Origin of the sequence: uncultured Corynebacterium sp. (genome assembly GCF_945649885.1) — a bacterium.
In the GTDB taxonomy this organism is placed as follows: Bacteria; Actinomycetota; Actinomycetes; order Mycobacteriales; family Mycobacteriaceae; genus Corynebacterium.
This window is the reverse complement of record NZ_CALZFS010000041.1, coordinates 1-20,957: the sequence shown is the minus strand read 5'-3', so window position 1 is coordinate 20,957 and position 20,957 is coordinate 1. Positions and strand designations below refer to the sequence as shown.

22 protein-coding genes, 1 tRNA gene and 1 pseudogene are annotated in these 20,957 nt (G+C 59.0%); 10 read left to right on the top strand and 14 right to left on the bottom strand.

Annotated elements, in window-relative coordinates; genetic code table 11:
* Position 1 precedes the first annotated feature (1 nt).
* The 5 genes from Q0M74_RS06305 (at position 2) to Q0M74_RS06285 (ending at position 3,128) form a co-directional block, all read left to right on the top strand.
* Positions 2-78, top strand: a tRNA-Leu gene (locus Q0M74_RS06305).
* A gap of 189 nt (positions 79-267) precedes the next feature.
* Complete coding sequence (locus tag Q0M74_RS06300) at positions 268-744, top strand: helix-turn-helix transcriptional regulator (RefSeq protein WP_293952563.1); 477 nt, start codon at positions 268-270, stop codon at positions 742-744.
* A 1-nt stretch (position 745) separates the two neighbouring features.
* Positions 746-1,765, top strand: coding sequence for a serine hydrolase (locus Q0M74_RS06295; RefSeq protein ID WP_293952561.1), 1,020 nt, complete (start codon positions 746-748; stop codon positions 1,763-1,765).
* A complete protein-coding gene (locus Q0M74_RS06290) occupies positions 1,762-2,040 on the top strand; it encodes a hypothetical protein (protein WP_293952559.1) in 279 nt (92 codons plus the stop codon). The genes Q0M74_RS06295 and Q0M74_RS06290 overlap by 4 nt, the downstream gene beginning before the upstream one ends.
* Before the next feature lie 71 nt (positions 2,041-2,111).
* Positions 2,112-3,128, top strand: coding sequence for a DUF368 domain-containing protein (locus Q0M74_RS06285; protein WP_293952557.1), 1,017 nt, complete (start codon positions 2,112-2,114; stop codon positions 3,126-3,128).
* 372 nt (positions 3,129-3,500) lie between these two features.
* On the opposite strand, the gene Q0M74_RS06280 is transcribed toward Q0M74_RS06285, so the two are convergent.
* The gene (locus Q0M74_RS06280; RefSeq protein WP_293952555.1) at positions 3,501-4,328 is read right to left on the bottom strand and encodes a DUF1266 domain-containing protein; all 828 of its coding nucleotides are present in this window, start codon (positions 4,326-4,328) and stop codon (positions 3,501-3,503) included.
* Positions 4,329-4,554: 226 nt separating this feature from the next.
* Here Q0M74_RS06280 and Q0M74_RS06275 point away from each other — a divergent pair, with 226 nt between their 5' ends.
* The 3 genes from Q0M74_RS06275 (at position 4,555) to Q0M74_RS06265 (ending at position 7,344) form a co-directional block, all read left to right on the top strand.
* The gene (locus tag Q0M74_RS06275) at positions 4,555-5,538 is read left to right on the top strand and encodes an ABC transporter substrate-binding protein (RefSeq protein WP_293952553.1); all 984 of its coding nucleotides are present in this window, start codon (positions 4,555-4,557) and stop codon (positions 5,536-5,538) included.
* Between the two features lie 69 nt (positions 5,539-5,607).
* Positions 5,608-6,579 (top strand): amino acid ABC transporter permease, encoded by a 972-nt coding sequence (locus tag Q0M74_RS06270; RefSeq protein ID WP_293952551.1) that lies wholly within the window; start codon positions 5,608-5,610, stop codon positions 6,577-6,579.
* A complete protein-coding gene (locus tag Q0M74_RS06265) occupies positions 6,580-7,344 on the top strand; it encodes an amino acid ABC transporter ATP-binding protein (RefSeq protein WP_293952549.1) in 765 nt (254 codons plus the stop codon).
* Between the two features lie 41 nt (positions 7,345-7,385).
* Here the strand turns inward: Q0M74_RS06265 and Q0M74_RS06260 are convergent.
* From Q0M74_RS06260 to Q0M74_RS06220, 9 genes and pseudogenes are all read right to left on the bottom strand, one after another.
* A pseudogene (locus Q0M74_RS06260) lies at positions 7,386-7,508 on the bottom strand (PTS nitrogen regulatory IIA subunit); the annotation flags it as partial.
* Positions 7,509-7,566: 58 nt separating this feature from the next.
* The gene (locus tag Q0M74_RS06255) at positions 7,567-8,313 is read right to left on the bottom strand and encodes a sulfite exporter TauE/SafE family protein (protein WP_293952547.1); all 747 of its coding nucleotides are present in this window, start codon (positions 8,311-8,313) and stop codon (positions 7,567-7,569) included.
* Between the two features lie 2 nt (positions 8,314-8,315).
* The gene (gene coaD / locus Q0M74_RS06250; RefSeq protein ID WP_293952545.1) at positions 8,316-8,795 is read right to left on the bottom strand and encodes a pantetheine-phosphate adenylyltransferase; all 480 of its coding nucleotides are present in this window, start codon (positions 8,793-8,795) and stop codon (positions 8,316-8,318) included.
* 1 nt (position 8,796) lies between these two features.
* Entirely contained in the window at positions 8,797-9,393 is a 597-nt protein-coding gene (gene rsmD, locus Q0M74_RS06245) for a 16S rRNA (guanine(966)-N(2))-methyltransferase RsmD (RefSeq protein ID WP_293952543.1), read from the bottom strand.
* A 3-nt stretch (positions 9,394-9,396) separates the two neighbouring features.
* A complete protein-coding gene (locus Q0M74_RS06240) occupies positions 9,397-9,609 on the bottom strand; it encodes a biotin/lipoyl-containing protein (protein ID WP_293952541.1) in 213 nt (70 codons plus the stop codon).
* A 44-nt stretch (positions 9,610-9,653) separates the two neighbouring features.
* Positions 9,654-11,777 carry an ATP-dependent DNA helicase RecG gene (locus Q0M74_RS06235; protein WP_293952539.1) on the bottom strand — a complete coding sequence of 708 codons (2,124 nt, stop codon included), beginning with the start codon at positions 11,775-11,777 and terminating at the stop codon, positions 9,654-9,656.
* A 5-nt stretch (positions 11,778-11,782) separates the two neighbouring features.
* Complete coding sequence (locus Q0M74_RS06230) at positions 11,783-13,498, bottom strand: DAK2 domain-containing protein (protein WP_293952537.1); 1,716 nt, start codon at positions 13,496-13,498, stop codon at positions 11,783-11,785.
* Between the two features lie 11 nt (positions 13,499-13,509).
* A complete protein-coding gene (locus tag Q0M74_RS06225) occupies positions 13,510-14,292 on the bottom strand; it encodes a uracil-DNA glycosylase (protein WP_293952535.1) in 783 nt (260 codons plus the stop codon).
* A 16-nt stretch (positions 14,293-14,308) separates the two neighbouring features.
* On the bottom strand, positions 14,309-15,313 hold the full coding sequence (locus Q0M74_RS06220; protein WP_293952533.1) for a thiamine-phosphate kinase: 1,005 nt from the start codon (positions 15,311-15,313) through the stop codon (positions 14,309-14,311).
* Between the two features lie 216 nt (positions 15,314-15,529).
* Here Q0M74_RS06220 and Q0M74_RS06215 point away from each other — a divergent pair, with 216 nt between their 5' ends.
* A complete protein-coding gene (locus tag Q0M74_RS06215; protein WP_293952567.1) occupies positions 15,530-16,474 on the top strand; it encodes a DUF3515 domain-containing protein in 945 nt (314 codons plus the stop codon).
* A gap of 77 nt (positions 16,475-16,551) precedes the next feature.
* On the opposite strand, the gene Q0M74_RS06210 is transcribed toward Q0M74_RS06215, so the two are convergent.
* Positions 16,552-17,637: a D-alanine--D-alanine ligase family protein gene (locus Q0M74_RS06210; protein WP_293952531.1), complete on the bottom strand. Its 1,086-nt coding sequence runs from the start codon at positions 17,635-17,637 to the stop codon at positions 16,552-16,554.
* Between the two features lie 24 nt (positions 17,638-17,661).
* Positions 17,662-18,681 (bottom strand): NAD(P)H-dependent glycerol-3-phosphate dehydrogenase, encoded by a 1,020-nt coding sequence (locus tag Q0M74_RS06205; protein ID WP_293952565.1) that lies wholly within the window; start codon positions 18,679-18,681, stop codon positions 17,662-17,664.
* Between the two features lie 230 nt (positions 18,682-18,911).
* Between Q0M74_RS06205 and Q0M74_RS06200 the strand changes: the two genes are divergently transcribed.
* Entirely contained in the window at positions 18,912-19,925 is a 1,014-nt protein-coding gene (locus tag Q0M74_RS06200) for a bifunctional NUDIX hydrolase/histidine phosphatase family protein (RefSeq protein ID WP_293952529.1), read from the top strand.
* Between the two features lie 90 nt (positions 19,926-20,015).
* Here Q0M74_RS06200 and leuD read toward each other — a convergent pair whose 3' ends face one another.
* Both leuD and Q0M74_RS06190 read right to left on the bottom strand, forming a co-directional pair.
* Complete coding sequence (gene leuD / locus Q0M74_RS06195) at positions 20,016-20,609, bottom strand: 3-isopropylmalate dehydratase small subunit (protein WP_293952527.1); 594 nt, start codon at positions 20,607-20,609, stop codon at positions 20,016-20,018.
* Positions 20,610-20,644: 35 nt separating this feature from the next.
* Positions 20,645-20,957: aconitase family protein (locus tag Q0M74_RS06190; protein ID WP_293952525.1), on the bottom strand; the 313-nt coding region annotated here is incomplete at its 5' end.

The window sequence follows — 20,957 nt, the reverse complement described above, 5'->3', positions numbered from 1 at the left end:
CGCCCTAGTAGCCCAATTGGCAGAGGCAACGGATTCAAAACCCGTCCAGTGTGGGTTCGAGTCCCACCTGGGGCACCACTGAAACCCCTCTTAGCAGCAGTAATGCACGGTAAGGAGGGGTTTTTCCATGCCCGAAAGATCCGTAAGTTCCCCATTCTCTATCTGGGGTTATCCCATCGTGCCCTGTCACAGTAAGGGATAATGCGGGGATTTAACACCATTCCCAACCTCCTTGCGCCAGGTCTATATTTCTGGAACTCTGGAATTATGGAATCAGGGAATGTCAATGTGGTCGAGGAGCTCCTCGAACGCATCCGGGATCTGGAAAAGCGCATGAACAAGCTGGAAGGCAATGAACTCCCCCTCACCGGCCTAGAGACAGATGCAGCAGGTTCAGTGAGCTACCAAGGCGAAGTCACCTTAGGCGATGCCACGTATTCCTACGCCTGGGAGCGTCCCACCACGCACCTCACCGAGGGGGCATGGGATGAGACCATGAAAAACCTCGGCGCAACAGCACATCCGGTCCGCGGACGGATCCTCCAACACCTACTGAACCACCCGGCCACTGTTGCAGAATTGGTGGAGGCAGGAGTCGTCTCCTCCACCGGCACGGGCTATCACCACCTGACGACCCTCCAGTCTGCAGGCTGGATTTATAAAGATTCTCATGGACTGCACTCAATCAAAGCAAAGCGTGTGGTGGCTCTCCTCACGTTGATACTTGCGATGGAAGAAGCCTGAAATGGATTCCCGAAAACTAACTGTGATGGGCATCGCTGTGATTGCGGTGATGGCAACGGCAGCCTTGGCCATGGCCATCGGTCCGAAACCAATCAGCCTCGCAACCGATAAGACTGGCGAGTCCGAACTCGCGGACCTCCTGGAGGAACACGCTCCGCGCGCCAGCCGAAATATTGCAGCATTCACCCACCGTGAGGGGCAGAGCACCTTCGCAGGCCTGGGCGCAGATGAACACACAGAATTTGAGATTGGGTCCATCACCAAGACCTTCACCGCAGAACTGCTCAGCAATGCCCTTCATCGTGGAGATCTCACCTTAGACACCACAGTGGGCGAGATCTTCGATATTCCTGGGGCAGAAGCAGAAGACATCACCATGGAAGAGCTGGCCACGCACACCTCCGGATTACCACGCCTGAGCCGCATGGATTTACGTGCCTTCACCTCCACCATGACGGGAGGAAACCCTTATGCGGACTACACCAATGAGGAACTCATTGAAGATACCCGTGACGCCAGCCTCAGCGATCGCGGTGAGTTCAGCTATTCCAACTTCGGCTTTGCACTGCTGGGGCAACTAATCGCAAAGGCTTCTGGTGCCACCTATCCAGAACTACTCAAAGAAGAAATCCTTGTTCCCCTGAAGATGGATGAGACCTATCTGATGGTTCCAGGTTCCGTTCCCGGTGATGCACCCCGCGGGCTGACCTCCCGGGGTAGGGAGAGTGAGGCTTGGGAAATGGATGCTGATGCCCCAGCCGGAGCACTCAGGTCAACAGCTCATGACATGGCTATCTATGCGGAATACATATTGAGCAAGACAATGCCCGATTACACCTGGATCCACGATGATGAAAACAACTTCTTCTTCCATAATGGTGGTACCGGAGGATTCCGCTCCATGCTCATCATTGATCCTTCATCACACACAGCCACCTTTGCCATTAATGACACCACCGCGGCGGTGGATGAGCTTGGGGCAGTCCTCATCAATGATCTCATCAAGGATGAGGTGTCATGAGCGAATCAATCACCCTCATCATCAGTGTCGCCTTGGTGGCAATCGGCATCATCAGTGTGGCCTCAGCCTTCTGGAATCTCTACCGTGGCACTGCAAAACCGATTCGCACGGGTGTGGAGTCCATCATCACAGTTTTATTTTTCGGGCTCGCCATCACGTCATGGAACACCCATATCCCTGTGGTGCTCTGGTGGTTCATGGCGGCAGGGGCCAGCCTTCTGGCTGGCGCAACAGTGATCAGTGCTGTGAAGGTGCCGGAGGCGGGGCGTCGATAAGCGGTTTCATCCCCAAGCCCCGTATAGTTCTTAACGTTTAAACACCGCAAGCAACGAAAGACCAAAACTTTATGAGCGCCACCAATCCTGACGCGCCCAGCGCGGCCATCTCCAGCACCACGGACACCCCGGATGTCACGCACATCTACCCTGCCAAGACCAAGAAGACGCCACTGGCTATTATCTGGAACCTGCTCCGTGGCGCATTCATCGGAATGGCCGAGCTTGTGCCTGGTATTTCCGGCGGCACCGTGGCACTTGTCTTCGGACTGTACGAACGAGCACTGCACAACGGTGAACTGCTCATTGACCTGATAAAGGTTGTCATCAAGGACCGCTCCAAGATGAAAGCGGCCCTGTCAAAGATTGACTGGTGGTTTCTCGGCGCTGTGGCGATCGGCATGGTCACCGCGGTGTTCTCCATGTCCACCATCCTCTCCAACTTCGTGGAGAACCACCCGGAGATCTCCCGTGGTCTGTTTCTGGGCATGGTTGCCGTCTCCATCCTGGTTCCGATCGGCATGATGGACGGCCGTGACGCCAAGAAGCGTCTGCCACTGCTGATCCCACTGGCCCTGGTCTGTGCCGTGATCTCCTTCTTCGGTACCGGGTTCACCTCCGCACCGCAGGAAGATCCTTCCCTGATCATCATCTTCATCGCCGCGGCGATCGCCGTGTGCGCCCTGGTGCTTCCAGGCATCTCCGGATCTTTCTTCCTGCTTGCTGTCGGCCTCTACGCCCCGATCATGTCTTCCCTTTCCAACCGCGAGTGGGATGTCATCGGCGTCTTCATGATCGGTGCCATCACCGGCGTCGCACTGTTCATCAAGATCCTCTCCTACATCCTCGAACACCACCGCACCATCACCCTGACCGTCATGGCCGGCCTGATGCTCGGTTCCCTGCGCGCCCTGTGGCCATGGCAGGATTCCGAAGCCACTCTCCTGGCACCATCCGGTGTCACCTGGCCGATCATTCTGGCCATCGTCATCGGCGCCGCTGTGGTCGCCCTGGTCATGATCATTGAGCGCGTCACCTCCACCAAGAACCTGAATTCTGAAATCGTCTCCGAGTCTGATCCGGTATAACACCCCTGGCGTAGTGCCCACGGTGTCAAAAGAGCACCTCCTGCGGAAGTAGTTTTCTGAACTGCTTCCACGAGAGGTGCTTTTTCATTGCCCACCTACGTGCTTTAAGGAAACTGGAGGATTTCTCCCACGGGCAGCATTGCACCTGATTCTTTTTAGAGGATGCCCCACCGCCGAGAAGCACTGAAGAGACTTTCAGGAGCCCTGACTTTGTAGCACCTGGAAATGCCACCTAAAACTTGTCACAGACAAGAAAACCCCCTTCAGGCAGCGGTACCGCACCCTGCCGGTGCACCCGCCACCATGGAGGGGTTGAGGGGAAATATAGGATCCTCCTGAGTGGGGAGTCAGGGCCGATCACTTAGCATTAATCTATTTTGTAGACTTGATAGCAGTGATCCACGGCTGCCGGAACCACGGACTGGAGAAATCAGTGCGTAACCATTCCACGGCTTTGATGTAGTGTTTGCTTCCACCTTTGAAGCGGGTGGACAACCCAGCCAGGTAGGCACGGGAGAAGTCATCCCAGTCCCTGAACACCGCGGCTGCGGCGACCCCCACTCCATCCAGGTAGGCATCACCCTGTTCTGCTTCCACGTACCGCACGTTGCCTGACCACCGAACCAGGTTGGACACCCGTGCGATATCAAAGGCCAGACCGTCGATATCAGCATCCCCGACGTCCCCCTCCTGCATTTCATGGATGCGGGCAATGAATTCATCGACCACGTCAGCGGAGGCACCGGCGTGGATGAGCTTCTCCCGGAAAGGGTCTTCGCCACCGGGCAGGCCGCGTTCTGCAGCCACTGCCACGGCCTGGTCGGTGATGACCTCGCGGGCTTGATTAAGCCGTTTATGTGCCTGCTGCTCATTTTTCACGCCCCAGTCAATGCGCAGGACATTGATCACCGCAAAGGGGGTCATGGCTGATGCGTAGCCGTAGTAGACCTGTTCGGGTGTGTGGAGTCGTTTGGTTGCAGGCACGCGTAGCCATTCCGGGTGGGCGTAGGGTGCACCAAGTGCACCTGTGTATCGTCGCCAGGGACTTGCGGGGGCTGGCTCATCCGGGTTGCCTGGACCTTTATTGAATTCAAGCATGCGTCGCTTGCGCAGGATCCTCGACAATCCCCAGATCACCAGAGTCCCCACCATTAACACGGCGAGCAAAGTGATGATGACATTGATTTCCACACTGGTCATACCTCCAAGCTACCCGGTGGGAGATACCAGCGACCATAGTTCTTGAGATTGAGTTATCGCACTACAAAAGGCATATTTCCGGACATCCCTGTGGTAGAACCACATTATCTCAGCACTGAAGATCTGCCCTGTCATCCCGCCAAGTACCGCCACCTGCACTCAAGAAAAGTCGGAGTCTCCACCGCACTTCGGGCGTTGGACACACCTACCTGTAATATCTGGCCTTATGATTGAGAGTTTGACCCCTTCGCGTCACCTGGCCAAGCCGTTTCAGCGGTTGCGCCAGAAGTTGCATCAACCAGCACGCGGCCACCTGTTTCGCGGAGTCACGGCCGTTGTTGGCGCTGTGGCAGTCTCATTCACCCTCGCCTCCTGTGTGACCAATGAGGAGCAGGGAAATCCGGAGGGTTGGGAGCAGATTGTTCCTGAGCCGGTTCCGGAGATCCAGGCGCTGGTTCCAGAGGCCCTGACCCAGCGTGGTGTGCTGACCGCTGGCGCCAATCCCCCGTTCCCACCGTTTGAGTTCAAGGATTCAGATGGCCAGATCATCGGCGTGGAGATGGACCTCGCACGAGCGATGGCTGGTGTCATGGGGTTGGATTATGCACCACAGGAGCAGGACTTCTCCCTGATCCTGCCGTCGGTTCAGGCGGGCACTGTGGATATGGGTGCCTCTGGATTCACCGACAATGAGGAACGCCGTCAGAACTTCGATTTCATTGATTTCCTCTACGCCGGTGTCCAGTGGGCACAGCGGGTTGATTCTGATATCGAGGTCGATCCAGACAATGCCTGTGGCTTGACCATCGCTGTTCAGCGCACCACGGTGGCTGAGACTGATGATGTCCGCCCTAAGTCTGAACAGTGTGTGCAGGACGGCAAGGAACCGATCACGGTGTTGTCCTATGACACCGCCGATTCTGCCGCCACCGCCCTGATCCTAGGTCGTGCCGATGCTCTGGCTGCTGACTCCCCCATCACCGCCTGGGCTGTGGCCCGCTCTGATGACCGCATTGAACTTGTCGGGGATATCTTCATGGCAGCACCCTTTGGTTTCGCCTTCCCCAAGGAGGCAGAGCTCACTGAGGTTGCCGCACTTGCCTTCCAGCACTTGATTGAGTCCGGCGACTATGAGCGCATCCTCGCTCAATGGGGCATCGAGGAAGGTCTTCTGGACCAGGCCCTCATCAATGAGCAGCCTCTCCTCTAGGCGCAGCACAATCCCCGGCACCACCTAATTCTGATTTTTAACTCAAAGTTTTTTCAAAGGACACGTGACATGTCACAAGTGACTTCCCCCGACGGGCCCACCAATAACGGCCCTGTATCCCGGGCAACTCCCAAGCCGATTGAGGCCAAGCCATTGCGCCACCCCGGCCGCTGGGTGGGTGCCGCTGTCATTCTGGGCCTGCTGGCCTGGTTCATCATCGGCGCGCTCAACAATGAGGCCTACGGCTGGGAGACCTACCGCACCTATCTCTTTGATACCCGTGTGGCCACCGCTGCCCTGCACACCCTGGCGCTGACGATCCTTTCCATGATCATCGGTGTGGTTCTCGGTGCTGCACTCGCTGTGATGCGCATGTCCGGCAACCCGGTTCTCCAGGGGTCCGCCTGGCTGTACCTGTGGATCTTCCGTGGCACCCCGATCTATGTTCAGCTGGTCTTCTGGGGACTGCTGGGCTCGCTGTACCAGAGCATCAACTTAGGCTTTGCCGAGATTGATCTGCAGGCCTTCCTCTCCAACATGTTCATCCTCGCTGTTCTGGGCCTGTCGCTGAATGAGGCTGCCTACATGGCGGAGATTGTCCGTTCCGGCATTCAGGCTGTACCTGAAGGCCAGATGGAAGCATCCAAGGCGTTGGGTATGGGTTGGTCCATGACCATGCGCCGCACCGTTTTGCCACAGGCCATGCGCATCATCATCCCACCAACCGGTAATGAGCTGATCTCCATGCTCAAGACCACCTCCCTTGTCGTGGCCATCCCTTATTCCCTGGAGCTTTATGGCCGCAGCATGGACATCGCCTACTCACTGTTTGAGCCGGTCCCAATGCTCCTGGTTGCTGCTTCCTGGTACCTGGTGATCACCTCGATTCTCATGGTGGGTCAGTACTACCTGGAGAAGCACTTTGAAAAGGGCAGCACCCGTAACCTCACCGCCCGCCAGCTGGCAGCACTTGCTGATGCTGAGGGTGCCATCCCGGGCAATGTCAACGTTGTTCCTGAGGCTCCGAAGGAGAACAAGTAAATGACCAACCTCATGATTGATGCCCAGCAGGTCTGCAAGAACTTCGGCCGTCTCGAGGTGCTCAAGGGCATTGACCTCCAGGTGCCCAAAGGTTCTGTCACCTGCCTCATCGGCCCATCCGGTTCCGGTAAGTCCACCATGCTGCGTTGTGTGAACCATCTGGAGAAGGTCAACGCCGGCCGCCTCTATGTTGATGGCGATCTGATTGGTTACCGTGAGCGTGACGGTGTGCTCTATGAGATCTCTGAGCAGGACGCCTCCCGCCAGCGTGCGGACATCGGCATGGTGTTCCAGCAGTTCAACCTGTTCCCCCACCGCACCGTGATCGAGAACATCATCGAAGCCCCGATCCATGTGAAGAAGCAGCCGGAGAAGGCTGCCCGCGCACATGCGATGCAGCTGCTTGAGCAGGTTGGTCTTGCTCACAAGGCAGATGCCTACCCGGTGCAGCTTTCCGGTGGTCAGCAGCAGCGTGTGGCTATCGCCCGTGCGGTCGCCATGGATCCCAAGCTGATGCTTTTCGACGAGCCCACCTCCGCCCTTGACCCTGAGCTGGTCGGCGAGGTCCTACGTGTGATGAAGCAGCTTGCCGACGACGGTATGACCATGCTCGTTGTCACCCACGAGATGGGCTTCGCCCACGAGGTCGCCGATCAGGTGGTCTTCATGGCCGATGGTGTTGTGGTGGAGTCCGGCACCCCGGCTGAGGTTCTGGACAATCCGAAGCAGGCACGCACCCAGGAGTTCCTGTCCTCCCTCCTATAAAAAGGACTGACAGACAGCGGAAGGGCCCGCTGGGAGAAATCCCGGCAGGCCCTTTTACTATTGTGCTTCTTTTTATCTTTGAACTGTCGTGCACGGTTCTTCAGTTTCAGATGTTCCTGGAGTTGTTCCGGGTTCATCTTCCACATGCGTCTATCCACACCCATGTCGCTGCCACCTCCTTCACCTAGCTCGTCTATCACCAGCTTCAAGGATAACTGATGATTAACCAGATACCAGTCCTGAGATACCTCTGATCAACACCACCGCTGCCCCGACGGTGGCTACGGTGAGCGCAAATTTTCTGCCCGTGGCGCTATCGATCCTGTGGCTGAGTACTGAGCCGATGAGGATGCCGCAGATCATCCCGGCGATGCCTGCGGGCCAGATCCAGAACCCGGTGTCGCCGAAGTTGGCTGCACCACCAAATACCTTCACCACCACAGAGATGATTCCAGCCATCAGGAAGATGGGCTGGAGAGTGGCGGAGAAGGATCGTTGTTCCCAGCGGGTGGCCTGGGCATACACGGTCAGGGCCGGTGCAGAAACTGCCGCCAGGGTGTTCATGAAACCAGCGGCGATTCCTGCTATCAAGGGGGCTGCCTTGTTTTTCACCGGTGGGATATAGGCCTGGGCAAGTGTCGATAAGCACAGGGCTGCCAGCAGCAGCACCCCGACCAAGGTGAACACCACCGGGGTGTCAGCCACGGTGAGCAACCAGGCTGCAGGTATCGCACCGATGACCAGGACGGAGGAGATGATGGCGAACTGACCCCAGTCCACATCTTTTCTCCGCAGCCCGGTGGTCAGGCTGGCATTGATCACAGCCAGGACGTTGCTGACCAGTATGCCTTCGATGGGACCGAGCACAACGGCCAAAATGGGGCCAGCGACCAAGCCGAGCCCCATGCCGGAGACCCGCTGAACACAGGCTCCGAGAAAGACGATGCTGAAGATCGCCGCCAGATCCACCGTTACTGCTGGGCGTACTTCTGCTTCACAGCTTTGGTAACCACATCAGGCAGCAGGCCGGAGACATCACCACCATAACGGGCGACCTCCTTGCACAGTGTCGATGAGACATAACCGTATTTCTCATCGGTGAGCAGGAAGAAGGTGTCCACACCGGACAGGCGTTTGTTCATCTGTGCCATCGGCAGCTCATATTCATAGTCCAGGGAACTACGTAAGCCTTTAACCAACGCGCCGACATCATGGGCGGTGGTGTAATCCACCAGTAATGCACCCCAGGTGTCCACCTTGACATTGCCCAGGTGGGCGGTGGATTCACGGATCAGTTCCATACGTTCCGCCACGGTGAACAGGCCGGTGTTCTTGTTCGGGTTGGCGGTCACCAGGACGGTGACCTCCTCGAACTGGGCAGCCGCACGGGTGATGATATCCAGGTGGCCGAGTGTGATGGGGTCAAAGGATCCTGGGCAGACGGCTTTCATGTCAGTTCTCCTCTTCGGTGTTCACAAGTGCTGCATCAAACACTGCCATGTCCATGCGGGCGATGCCGTAGGTGCGTTTTTTCAGCTTCTGGGTGGTCGGCACAAACCAGGCTGGCCAGGCGGTCTCTGGGGATTCCACTAGTCGCTCGACGACAACAGCGGCGCCGTCGACAAGCTTGGGGGTCAGCGCGTGAAGCATCTCGACGATTGATTCATCTGCCAGTTCATAGGGCGGATCCGCCAGCACCATGGTGAAGTGCTGGTCCGGTGCCGAGGCCAGGTAGGTGGAGGCTTTCATCTCTGCGGCCTGGACGCGTGGGTGTTTGACCACGGTCATGTTCTCGCGGATGATCTCCACTGCCCTGGGGTTATTTTCCACCAGGGTGACTTCCTCTGCGCCACGGGAGGCTGCCTCCAGCCCCAGTGCGCCGGAACCTGCGAAGAGATCCAGAACCACCTGGCCTTCGAAGCCGAAGCGAACCTGAAGGGAGGAAAACAGCCCTTCACGTGCACGATCAGAGGTGGGTCGGGTGCCTTCTGGTGGAACCTGCAGCTTGCGGCCACGTGCTTCACCAGCGATGATGCGAGTTTGTCCCATGTTTTACTTTTCCTCCAGGCTGAGCAGTTCATCGCCACCGGTGACATTGGAAAAGTCATCAAAAGCCACGGAGGCGACAACGCCTGGTCCGGGTGCCAGGATGGGTGCTTCGAGTTTGACGGCTTCCACCGTGCCGATTTGTTCGCCGGTGGTGACCGGATCGCCCTCAGCGACAAAATAGTGGACGATACCGGCAAAAGGTGCGCAGATCTTCATAGGTAACAGACTAATGCAGAGTCAGCGGTGTCCGGTGGACGGGGTTAACTCTTCTCCAGATAATCCTGATTGCTCAGTGCAATATCGCTGACCAGTGCCAAGGCTCTTCCCGGATCACGCTCCACCAGTTCAGCAGCATCCTTGAGGGCACGTTCAATGATCTTCTGGTCAGTGAGCAGGGAGAGATAGAGCAGTTTGGTGTCACTGCCTGACTGTGAGGTGCCCAGGATGTCACCCTCCTGGCGCACCTGCAAGTCCAGTTCGGACAGGGCGAAGCCATCAGAGGTCTGGGCAATCGCCTGGAGGCGTTCCATCTGTGGCGAGGTGATCGCGAATTGTGTGTAGAGCAGGCACAGGGAGGCAAAGCCACCCCGGCCCACGCGTCCACGCAGCTGGTGGATCTGGGAGACACCGAAGCGGTCGGCCTCCATGATGAGCATGACGGTGGCGTTGGCCACGTCAATACCGACCTCGATGACCGTGGTGGACACCAGCACATCAATGTTTCCGGCAGCGAAATCCTGCATCACCTCATCTTTGAGGTCAGAATCCATGCGGCCATGCAGCATCCCGATCCGCAGGTGTGGATAGATGAATTCCTGCAGGTTTTTGTGGACTTCCAGGACTCCCCCCTCCCCTTCGATGCGAGGGCAGACCACATAGGCCTGGTGCCCGGCCGCGACTTCTTCATTGATGCGCGTCCAGGCACGTTTAACCCATTCCGGTTTCTCCGCAGGCACCACGGAGGTCTGGATGGGGCGTCTACCACCGGGGAGTTCACGCAGGGTGGAAACGGCCAGGTCACCGAAGACGGTCATCGCGATGGTGCGCGGGATGGGGGTTGCGGTCATCACCAGCAGGTGTGGGGTGAGCCCCTCACGGCCCTTGGTGCGCAGACGGTCACGCTGTTCCACACCGAAACGGTGTTGTTCATCCACCACCACCAGGCCCAGATCGAAAAACTCCACGGAATCCTGGATCAGGGCGTGGGTACCCACCAGGATGTCAGCCTGACCGGAGATGACATTGAGCAGTGCTTCCCGGCGCGCGGCAGTCGGCATGGAGCCGGTGAGGAGGACGACGGTGGCGGTCACTCCTGCGGTGGCGAGGGTGGTGGTGAGGCTGCGGGCGTGTTGGGTGGCCAGGACTTCTGTGGGGGCGAGCATGGCGCATTGGCGTCCGGAGTCGATGGCTTGGAGCATGGCCAACAGGGAGACGATGGTTTTGCCGGAGCCGACTTCGCCTTGGAGGAGGCGTGACATGGGGGCGCGTTGTTCCATGTCGGAGCTGATTTCGCGGGTGACCTGTTTTTGGCCTGCGGTCAGGGGGAACGGTAGTGCGTCGATAAGCGCATGCTGTTGCCCCTGGAGTGCGCGAGGGCATGGTGGTGCCTTGCGGGCGGCGGTGTCGGCGCGTCGTAGTGCCATGACGGTGGCTAGGGAGAGTGCCTCGTTGTATTTGAGGCGGTCAATGAACGCGCCTGGTCCTTCATCGCCGGGGTTGTGGACGCCACGGATGGCGGTTTCAAAGGATGGTAGGCCGTCCGGGGTGGTGCCCAGGGGTTCGGGGATGGGGGGCATGGTGTCCAGGACGCGTTGGACGGCGGCCATGATGCGCCAGGTGGTCATAGTGGCGGTGCCTGCATAGATGGGTAGGTATTCGCGTTCGACGAGGTTGCGGGCAACTTCTTCGATATCGCCGTAGGCTGCCAGTGCCTTCATGCCACCTGTGCCGGTGACTTTGCCGCCGGATTCCACTGACGGGATGATGATGAATTCGGGGTGGGACAGTTGTGGTTGGTTACGGAAGAATTTCACCTTGCCGGTGAACATGGCGCGAACGCCCCTGGGTAGGAGTGCCGGGACGTGGCGGGCGCCGAAAAAGGAGATGGTGATGCGTTGGGTTTCGCTGGCCACCACGATCTTGTACAGCATCTTGCCGGTGCTGGTGTAGGACTTGGTGGCTTGGGTGACTTCGCCGACGATGGTGACCATGTCACCTTCTGCCGCGGCACCCAGGTCTACGCCGGAGCCGTGGTGGGAGTATTTGCGGACATGGTGGCGCAGTAGTTGTCCCGCGGTGGTGTAGCCGAGGGCTTTTTCCATCGCCTTGGCTTCCTTGGTGGGGAGGATGTCTTTGAGCAGTCTGGTGTCGTGCCAACCCAGCATGGTTGCTATTCCACCCCAATCTCTACGAGGTTCTCCATTCCGGATGCAGGATATACGGTGATGTCCACCCGTTGGTGGGTTCCTAAGCCCCGGCGGAAAATCTCTTCATCGAAATCCTTCTGGCGTCCCTGGGCGATCAGGAGGGTCACCTGTTCCCCACCGCCGTCGAGTAGACGGAGGCAGGTGCGTGAAAGTGCGTCATTGAGGTCTTCGGCGATCAGGAGTATCTCCTGGCCGGAAAAGGCCAGCAGGTCTCCTCTGGAGCAGGCGCCTGCCTGGGTCAGGGCGGCACTGGCGGCCACGCGTAGCACTGCGGTGCGCATGGCGCTGGCGGCTTCAGCCATGGCGTAGGAGTCAACGCCTAAGGGTTGGCTGGGGTCGTGGATGGACACGGCTGCGATACCTGAGACCAGTGTTGAGGTGGGCAGGATGGTCACGGCTTGTTCAAAGGCGTGGCTGGAGCGTTCGATGGAGACCAGTTCCCGTTTGCTCAGCAGGCCGTTGGGTAGGAGGATGACTTCATCGGCTCGGGAGGCGCGTGCGGTGGCCACGATCTGGGAGACGATCTCATTGGAGGGTTCGTCTGTCTGCAGTTCGCTGGCATCGCGGGTGACCACGGTGGCTCCGGCACTCTGGTAGAGCTCGGCCAGGGATCCGGGCGGGGTGACCGCGATGAGGACGCGTGTGGGGACCTCGGTGGTGTTGGCTTCCGGGAGGATCTCCAGGCGCAGGTCGGTGACCTCACCGGCGTGAAAGGCTGCTTCAATCACTTCTCCTGCCCGGCGCGAATGGATGTGGACGGTGCCGCGGGTGTCGGATTCCCGGGCGATGAGGAGGCTGTCGCCGAGTTCGGCCAGTGTGTGTTGGAGTTGGTCCAAGTCATCCGGGGTGGTGCAGGAGAGAAAGAACATGACTTCCAGGTCGCCGATTTTGCCGTGGGAGTCGTGTTCGATGAGGATCGGGGTGGTGTGGGTGACATCGGTTTGTGCAGTGCTGGGGTTGGTGCCTGTGGTTGTTCCGGCATCGAGGCCGCCTGCGGGTCCGGGGGCGTTGTTGATCTGTTCCTGGAGGCTTTCCAGGAGGATGACCAGGCCCTGTCCCCCGGCATCCACGACTCCGGCTTCGCGGAGGACCTCTAGTTGTGAGGGGGTGCGGGCCAGTGCGGTGCGTGCTGACCAGACGGCTTGGTTGACCACTTCGGTCAGTGTCTCATAGCCGTCTTCCACTGCTTGTTTGGTGGCTATGGCGGTGGCGCGCAAGACGGTGACCACGGTGCCTTCCACGGGGTCATTGATGGCGCGGTCGACCAGGGATTGGGCGATGTTGAGGGATTTCTGGATGGTGTGGCCGTTGATAACCCCGTCGGCGGCGGCCTGCGCGATGGCGCGCAGCACTTGGCTGAGGACCACGCCGGAGTTTCCGCGGGCACCTCTGACTGACCCCACGGCCAGGGCTTCGGTGATGCGGGCGACGTCGGCGTCATGGTCGAGTTTGCGTGCCTCGTTGAGGGCGGCTTCCATCGTGTGGGTCATGTTGGAGCCGGTGTCGGCGTCCGGGACTGGGAATACGTTGAGGGCGTTGATCTCAGCGCGGCGTGCAGAGAGCACGGATACGGCGCGGCTGGCCCATCCCAGTACGCCGTCAGCAGTCAATACCTCAGTGGACACCTGTGCGTTGGTGCTCACGGGTATTGGGGAATCATCATCGCTGGGGCTGGACATAGTGACTTACTTTACAGTTGCCAGTCCACAGGGGTGGCACCGAGGTTGGCCAGGATGGTGTTTGCGTTGCTGAATGGGCGGGACCCGAAGAAACCACGCGATGCTGACAGTGGTGATGGGTGTGCTGAGGTGATGCAGGGGACATCGCCCAAGAACTTCTGTACCTCCTGTGCCTGGCGTCCCCAGAGGATGGCGACCAGGGGTTGTTCACGCTTTCCCAGTGCGGTGATGGTGGCTTCAGTGATCTTCTCCCAGCCTTTCCCCTTATGACTGTTGGCATCTCCGGGGGCGACGGTGAGCACACGGTTGAGTAGCATGACGCCCTGGTGCGACCAGGGGGTGAGGTCGCCGTCGATAGGCATCGTTGGTGTGGTCGTTGGTGCTTGGAGACCGGCGATGTCCAGTGACGCCTGGCCGGTGGAGCTGTTGTTGTCCTGGCCTGTTCCCTGGTCCGCCACCAGTTCCTTGAAGATATTGGACAGGCTGCGTGGCAGGGGGTGCACACCTGGTTGGGTGGAAAAGCTCAGTCCCATGGCATGGCCGGGGGTCGGATAAGGGTCCTGACCCACGATGAGGACCTTGACCTCATCCAGGGGGTAGGAAAAGGCACGGAAGATGTCCTGGTGGGCTGGCAGGTAGCCACGCCCGGCGGCTACCTCTGTGTTGAGGAACTGCCCCAGCTGCTGGATCTGGGGCATGACCGGTTCCAGGACGGGCGCCCAGGACGGGTGGATGGGAAGATCGGCCACGGTGTTCCAAGTGATGAGCGAACCGCCATCAGGGTGCTGTGCCATGTGCGCGTTCCTTCCTTTAAAAGCTTGTCCAACCGGTGGAATAGGCCGGGGTTTTCTTATCCATGGTGACCAGGTCATCGGTGCGGGATTTGGTGACGTGCCCGATCTCCCGGAAGCCACTGGGGGCCTCCCCGAAGGTGGTGGACAACAACGTGTGGTCCTCCCCGCCGGTAAGGATCCATTCCCAGGGGTCACGGCCTAAGATTTCGCCAGCTTTGCTGAGGAGTTCATCGGGGCCGATGGCATCGGATTCCACGTCGATGCGCACCCCGGACTTCTTGGCCATCTGGGACAGGTCCACGATGAGGCCATCGGAGTTGTCGGTCATGGCGGTGGCCCCGGCAGCGCGGGCCACCATGCCACGGCCCGGGGTGAGCTGGGGTGCACAGTGCGCTTCCACCAGGGGGGTCAGTTCTGCCGGTACCCCCTCCCGGCCGAAACGCTGCAGCAGGGACAACCCGGCTGAGGAGTAGCCGATGCGGCCATGGGCCACCACGATCTGGCCAGGGCGTGCCCTGCCCAGGGTCAGCTCCGGTAGAGAACCCCCCAGTGAACCCAGGGCGGTGACAGACAGCACCAAGGAATTTCCCTGGGTGACATCCCCACCGACCAGCTCTGCGGAGTACTCCTCCACACGCTTACCGATGCCCCGTGCCACACCGCGGATGAATTCCACCGGGGTGTGCACCGGTGCAGAGATCGCCAACAGGGCCGCAATCGGGCGTGCGCCCATGGCTTCGATATCGGCGAAGTTCTGCAGGATGGCCTTCTGTCCGATCTCCTCCGGACTGGACCAGTGCAACTGGAAGTGGCGTCCCTCCACCAGCATGTCGGTGGTGGCCACCGCGCGGGAGTTGGGTGAGGCGTGGCGCAGGACAGCAGCATCGTCGCCATTGAGCGTGGAGCTGGCCTGCTCGGTGATCACGCGGATCACCTCGAACTCGCCGATCTCTCCGATGGTGGGGCCACCCAGGAGGTGTTCGGGAAAGTTCACTGTTGGTTCAGTGGGCACTGTAGGCACGGTGGTGGGTCAGCTCCTTGACTGTGCACAGCCCTCGCCTCTGGGAAGGGAGGCTATCTGTGCGGCGGTTCAGCTACTGGGGTGATCAGTGTTTAATAGTCTAACCATCCGCAGGTAGGGTTGGAGGTCATGAGTGCCGAAAAGAAGAATGCAGCTGCACCTGGCGGGGGAACCGGCGCAGCGTCTGCAGGAGCTACCGCGGGGGTTGCCCCGAGGATGAACAAGACTCCCATCATCATCGCCCTGATCCTGTCACTGGTTCTGGTTGCCACTGTCTTAGTGGGTGCCCGCGTACTGTTGGGCCCTGCAGGTCAGCAGCAGGTGTCCATGAGTACCCTGCCTGCACCCGCTGCGGAATCCGATGAGTGTGCAGCCCTTGTTGAGGCCTTGCCCAACAATGCCTTCGGCCACACCCGGGCACGTATCATTGAACCTGTGCCTGCCGGTACCGCGGCATGGGCCAGTTCTGAGCTGGAACGTGTGACCGTGCGTTGTGGAGTGGACATGCCCTTCCAGTACACCGAGCTTGCTGAAACAGTGGATTTTGACGGCATCACCTGGCTGCCGGTTGCTGATATCACTGCCGGTTCCTCACTGGAAACCTGGTACTCCGTTGACCGCTTCCCCGTTGTCGCCGTCACCGCCGATGACTTGAGCACCAACAACGCCGACAACCCTGTGGAGCCTTTCACCACTGCGATTATTGAGCTTGAACAGCGCCAAGGTGAGCCCTTCCCTGCCCCGCTGTCCCAGTTGGCTTCTGCTGAGACGGAGCGTTGTGCCCCGCTTATCGACGCCCTCCCCAGCACCCTCCAGGTCGGTTCCGAAGATGATCCGGTGGTCTATGACCTCATCGACGATGCCGCGATGTCCGCAGCTGGCTACAGCGCTGATGCTGTTGCCTGGGCTGCCCCCGGGTTGGAGCCGATCGTGATCCGTTGTGGTGTGGCACCTTCTGAGAACTACGCTGCCGGCGAGGTGCTCCAGCAGATCAATGACATCCCCTGGTTTGAGGACACCATCCTCGCCTCCGGCACCACCTCTGCCACCTGGTATGCACTGGGACGGGAAACCGATCTGGCAGTATCCCTGCCGCAGTACGCCGGAAGTGCGCTCATCCAGCTCACCGAATTCATCGAAGAGCACATCCCGGCTGCTTAAATAGCTGAGATAAAAGAATTGAGGACCGCACCAGTTGCCTGGTGCGGTCCTCAATCTTTTGCAGCTCAGTGGAACTCTTAGTTGGAACCGCGGTGCAGGGCCTGCTGGACAAGGGTGTCCAGCAGCTCCTCATAGTCCACACCGGAGGCTGCGAACATCTGTGGGTACATCGAGATGGGGGTAAAACCAGGCATGGTGTTGATCTCATTGAGAACAGGACCATTGGTGGTGACAAAGAAGTCCACACGTGCCAGTCCCTCACAGGCAAGGGCCTGGAAGGTCTCCACAGCCAGTGACTGGATCAGCTGAGTCATGTCTTCTTCCAGGGGTGCCGGGATCTCAGCGGTGACCACATTATCCAGGTACTTGGTGTCGAAGTCATAGAAACCACCATCGCCTTCCTCAGTGCCGTGCAGCAGCGCCGGAGCAGAAGCCACGATGCGCCCATCTGGGTACTGCAGCACACCGCACTCGACCTCGGGGCCGACAATCTCGGATTCCACGATGACCTTCTCATCATGTTCCCGTGCCAGGTTGATTGCTGCCGCCATGTCCTCCCAGGAGGTGACCTTGGAAATACCGATGGAGGAACCACCACGCGCCGGCTTCACAAACACCGGTAGCCCCAGCAGGTTCTTCTCCGCATCAGACAGTTCAGAGCGGTCACGCAAGATGACCTCACGGCCGATTGGCAGGCCCTCGGCAGCCATCAGCTTCTTGGAGAATTCTTTATCCATACCCGCAGCAGAAGCCAGGATGCCCGGCCCCACCACAGGGACATCAGAGAGGGCGAACATGCCCTGCATGGTGCCGTCCTCACCGAAACGGCCATGCAGTGCCGGGAAGATGACATCAGCGGTGGCATAGAGGGAGCCATCGGCGAAGTGGAATTCACCACGGTGTGCCGGATCCAGGCTGGGGCGGATCTCCTCCCGGCGCTCAACCTCAGGCATGACACGGTCAATCAGACGCAGACGCTGTGGATCATCCTCTCCGACCACCCAGGCACCATCAGTGGTGATGCCAACGGGAATGACCTCATATTTCTCAGGGTCAAGATGGTCCATGATGGCACCAGCGGACACACACGACACCGAATGCTCGGAGCTGCGGCCACCATAGAGGACAGCGACGCGGACTTTAGCGGAATTTGAGTTGCTCACACCGGCAAAGCTTACAACGTCTTCCTACTCAGCCTTCTTAGACCTGCCCATGAGGGCGTTAACCATATCGGAAACCTCCATGCCCTGATGGCACACCGCATACACCGCCTGGGTAATCGGCATTTCCACCCCCAGGCTGACCGCCAGATCATGAATGGACTGGGATGAAATCACACCCTCTGCCACCTGACCATGGGTTGCCTCACGAGCCTGCTCCAGGGATTCACCCCGTCCCAGGCGGTCACCAAAAGTACGGTTACGTGACAGTGGTGAAGAACAGGTGGCCACCAAGTCCCCCATGCCAGCAAGACCTGCAAAAGTACGGGCATCCGCCCCCATCGCCTTACCCAGACGCGCAATCTCCGCCAGACCACGGGTGATCAGTGAGGCATTGGAGTTCTCCCCCAACCCAAAACCATGGGCGATACCACACGCCAGAGCAATGACATTTTTACAGGCTCCGCCCAGTTCCGTGCCGATGACATCAGCGTTGGTGTATGGACGGAAATACGGTGCCGCCACAGCAGCCTGCACCAGCTTCGCCCGGTTCTCATCCAGACACGCAATCACCGTCGCCGCAGGCTGCCCCTCTGCCACCTCACGGGCAAGGTTGGGACCCGACAACACCGCAATACGCTGGGCATCAGCACCGGCAACCTCACTGATCACCTCACTCATACGCAGGTGGGTGTCCTTCTCAATGCCTTTGGCCAGAGACACCAAGGTGGCATCAGAAGGAATCAATTGCTTCCACTCCGCCAGGGTGGTGCGCAGCGCCTGGGAGGGAATGCCCAGCACCACGATCGAACTATCCCGCAGCGCAGCTTCTGGATCAGAGGTGGCCACGATTGATTCCGGCAGGGTGACACCCGCGAGGTAATCAGGATTCTCGCGCGTGGTGCGAATGGTTTCTGCCAGGGATTCGCGCCGGGCCCACAGGTTGACGGTGTTACCGGCATCGGCGAAGACCTTGGCCAAGGTGGTTCCCCAGGAACCTGCACCCATCACCGCAACGGAAACCAACTGACACGCCCTTTCAATCACCAACATTAACTGTCTCAGGGTATCCCATTGATATATCTGTCCGCAGGAAAGCCTCCCGATTAGAAACCGTGGAACACGCCGCCCCAGGGGGTCCAAACATGCGAATCGTGGGCTGCTGGTGAACAATGGACAAAACACTTTTAAAATTATTCGTGCGTGTTGTCTCTCATAGCCGACTTTTTCATATTTATCCGCGCACCACCGTCGCGAAAGGTTAACCAGATCCAGCCATGATCAATAAGTCCAGCAAGCCCCATGAAGTGGATAAGGATCAGGACTCAGCCATGCTGATCAATGGTCGCCTGCAGAAGATCGGTTCCAAGCCAGCCCTGGAATTCTCCCATCCCACCCTCGCCGCCGGTGCCGTGCTCTGGCGTGGGGACATGAATGATCCAGATTCCATTGAGGTCGCGGTCATTCACCGCCCCCATTATGACGACTGGTCCCTGGCCAAGGGCAAGGTGGATCCCGGTGAGTCCATCCCCACCACCTGCGCCCGGGAGATCCTGGAGGAAACCGGCTATGACATCCGTCTGGGCAAGTTGATCGGCAAGGTCACCTACCCGGTGCTGGCTCGAACCAAGGTGGTCTACTACTGGACTGCCAAGGTGTTGGGTGGTGAATTCGCCCCGAATAATGAGGTGGATGAGATCCGTTGGCTCTCCATCGCCGATGCCTGCGAACTTCTGAGCTACAAGGTGGATACGGAGATCCTCACCAAGGCTGCCAAGCGTTTCCGGACACCGACCACCACCCGTGTGCTTTATGTCCGCCATGCCCGCGCGCATGAGCGCCACACCTGGGCCGGTGATGACAACAAGCGCCCACTGGACAAGAAGGGGCGTCGTCAAGCAGAGATGCTGGTCCCGATGCTCCTGCCTTATAAGCCCACCGCGATCTACTCAGCGGTACCGGATCGTTGCCAGACCACTGCCCTACCCCTGGCTGATGAGCTGGGCATGGATGTCGCGGTGAATAAGCTCTTCGGTGATGATAGCTGGTCCGAGAACCCGGAGGCTGTGAAGAAGCGCTTCATGGACGTGGTGTCCCAGGGTGGCGTTCCGGTGATCGTCGGCCAGGGTAACGTGATTCCTGAGATGTTGTCCTGGCTTGCCGAAAACGGCACCCTTCCGATCTCCGCTGAGGAGACCCGTACCAAGAAGGGCAGCGTGTGGGTCTTGAGCTTCAATGATGGTGTGCTCACCGGTGCTGACTATCTGGCCAGCTCACTTCCGGTGAAGTAGATCTTTGAGTGAGAAAAACAAAGGAGGCAGTGCGGCGTCTTAGTACAACGCCGCACTGCCTCCTTTCGACCTCTTCAGCTGGTCAGACAACTAGTCCAGTGCGCGTGGCTTGAAGGCTGGGCGCTTGGACTCATAGGCCTCAATCTCATCGACCTTGCGCAGGGTCAGGCCGATGTCATCGAGCCCTTCCATCAGACGCCAGCGGATGTAGGGATCAACATCAAAGCTGATCACGACATCGCCTGCGGTGACGATCTGGTTTTCCAGGTCCACGGTCATTTCCAGGCCGGGGTTCTGTTCCATGAGCTTCCAGAGCAGTTCAATATCTGACTGCTCCATCAGGCCGGTGAGCATTCCTGCCTTGCCCGAGTTACCGCGGAAGATATCGGCGAAACGGGAGGAAAATACAGCACGGAAACCATAGTCCATCAGCGCCCATACTGCGTGCTCACGGGAGGAGCCGGTGCCAAAATCAGGGCCTGCGATGAGGACGGAACCGTTTTTATAGGTCTCCTGGTTGAGGATGAAGTCTGGGTCGCTCTTGCGCCAGTTGGAAAACAGTCCATCTTCAAAGCCGGTGCGGGTGACACGCTTGAGGTAGACAGCTGGGATGATCTGGTCGGTGTCCACGTTGGAACGCTTCAGAGGAACGCCGACGCCGGTGTACTTGGTGAACTTCTCCATGAGAAAAACTCCTTAAAGGTGGGTGTCGGGATTCTTTAGAGATCCGCTGGTGAGGACAGGGTTCCCCGGATTGCGGTGGCGGCGGCAACAGCCGGGGAGACCAGGTGGGTGCGTCCACCGGGGCCCTGGCGACCTTCGAAGTTGCGGTTGGAGGTGGAGGCAGAACGCTCACCGGGCTTGAGCTGGTCAGGGTTCATGCCTAAGCACATGGAGCAACCTGCGGTACGCCAATCAGCTCCGGCTTCGATGAAGATCTTATCCAGTCCGGCCTTTTCAGCTTCCTGCTTGACCCAGGTCGACGATGGAACAACCATCATGCGTACCCCCTCGGCGACCTTGTGGCCTTTG

Excerpts from the sequence above, each read along its gene's own strand:
- Q0M74_RS06300 (WP_293952563.1), top strand. The coding sequence starts at position 268 with ATGGAATCAGGGAATGTCAATGTGGTCGAGGAGCTCCTCGAACGCATC.
- Q0M74_RS06295 (WP_293952561.1), top strand. The coding sequence starts at position 746 with ATGGATTCCCGAAAACTAACTGTGATGGGCATCGCTGTGATTGCGGTG.
- Q0M74_RS06290 (WP_293952559.1), top strand. The coding sequence starts at position 1,762 with ATGAGCGAATCAATCACCCTCATCATCAGTGTCGCCTTGGTGGCAATC.
- Q0M74_RS06285 (WP_293952557.1), top strand. The coding sequence starts at position 2,112 with ATGAGCGCCACCAATCCTGACGCGCCCAGCGCGGCCATCTCCAGCACC.
- Q0M74_RS06280 (WP_293952555.1), bottom strand. The coding sequence starts at position 4,328 with ATGACCAGTGTGGAAATCAATGTCATCATCACTTTGCTCGCCGTGTTA.
- Q0M74_RS06275 (WP_293952553.1), top strand. The coding sequence starts at position 4,555 with ATGATTGAGAGTTTGACCCCTTCGCGTCACCTGGCCAAGCCGTTTCAG.
- Q0M74_RS06270 (WP_293952551.1), top strand. The coding sequence starts at position 5,608 with ATGTCACAAGTGACTTCCCCCGACGGGCCCACCAATAACGGCCCTGTA.
- Q0M74_RS06265 (WP_293952549.1), top strand. The coding sequence starts at position 6,580 with ATGACCAACCTCATGATTGATGCCCAGCAGGTCTGCAAGAACTTCGGC.
- coaD (WP_293952545.1), bottom strand. The coding sequence starts at position 8,795 with ATGAAAGCCGTCTGCCCAGGATCCTTTGACCCCATCACACTCGGCCAC.
- rsmD (WP_293952543.1), bottom strand. The coding sequence starts at position 9,393 with ATGGGACAAACTCGCATCATCGCTGGTGAAGCACGTGGCCGCAAGCTG.
- Q0M74_RS06240 (WP_293952541.1), bottom strand. The coding sequence starts at position 9,609 with ATGAAGATCTGCGCACCTTTTGCCGGTATCGTCCACTATTTTGTCGCT.
- Q0M74_RS06235 (WP_293952539.1), bottom strand. The coding sequence starts at position 11,777 with ATGCTGGGTTGGCACGACACCAGACTGCTCAAAGACATCCTCCCCACC.
- Q0M74_RS06230 (WP_293952537.1), bottom strand. The coding sequence starts at position 13,498 with ATGTCCAGCCCCAGCGATGATGATTCCCCAATACCCGTGAGCACCAAC.
- Q0M74_RS06225 (WP_293952535.1), bottom strand. The coding sequence starts at position 14,292 with ATGGCACAGCACCCTGATGGCGGTTCGCTCATCACTTGGAACACCGTG.
- Q0M74_RS06215 (WP_293952567.1), top strand. The coding sequence starts at position 15,530 with ATGAACAAGACTCCCATCATCATCGCCCTGATCCTGTCACTGGTTCTG.
- Q0M74_RS06200 (WP_293952529.1), top strand. The coding sequence starts at position 18,912 with ATGATCAATAAGTCCAGCAAGCCCCATGAAGTGGATAAGGATCAGGAC.
- leuD (WP_293952527.1), bottom strand. The coding sequence starts at position 20,609 with ATGGAGAAGTTCACCAAGTACACCGGCGTCGGCGTTCCTCTGAAGCGT.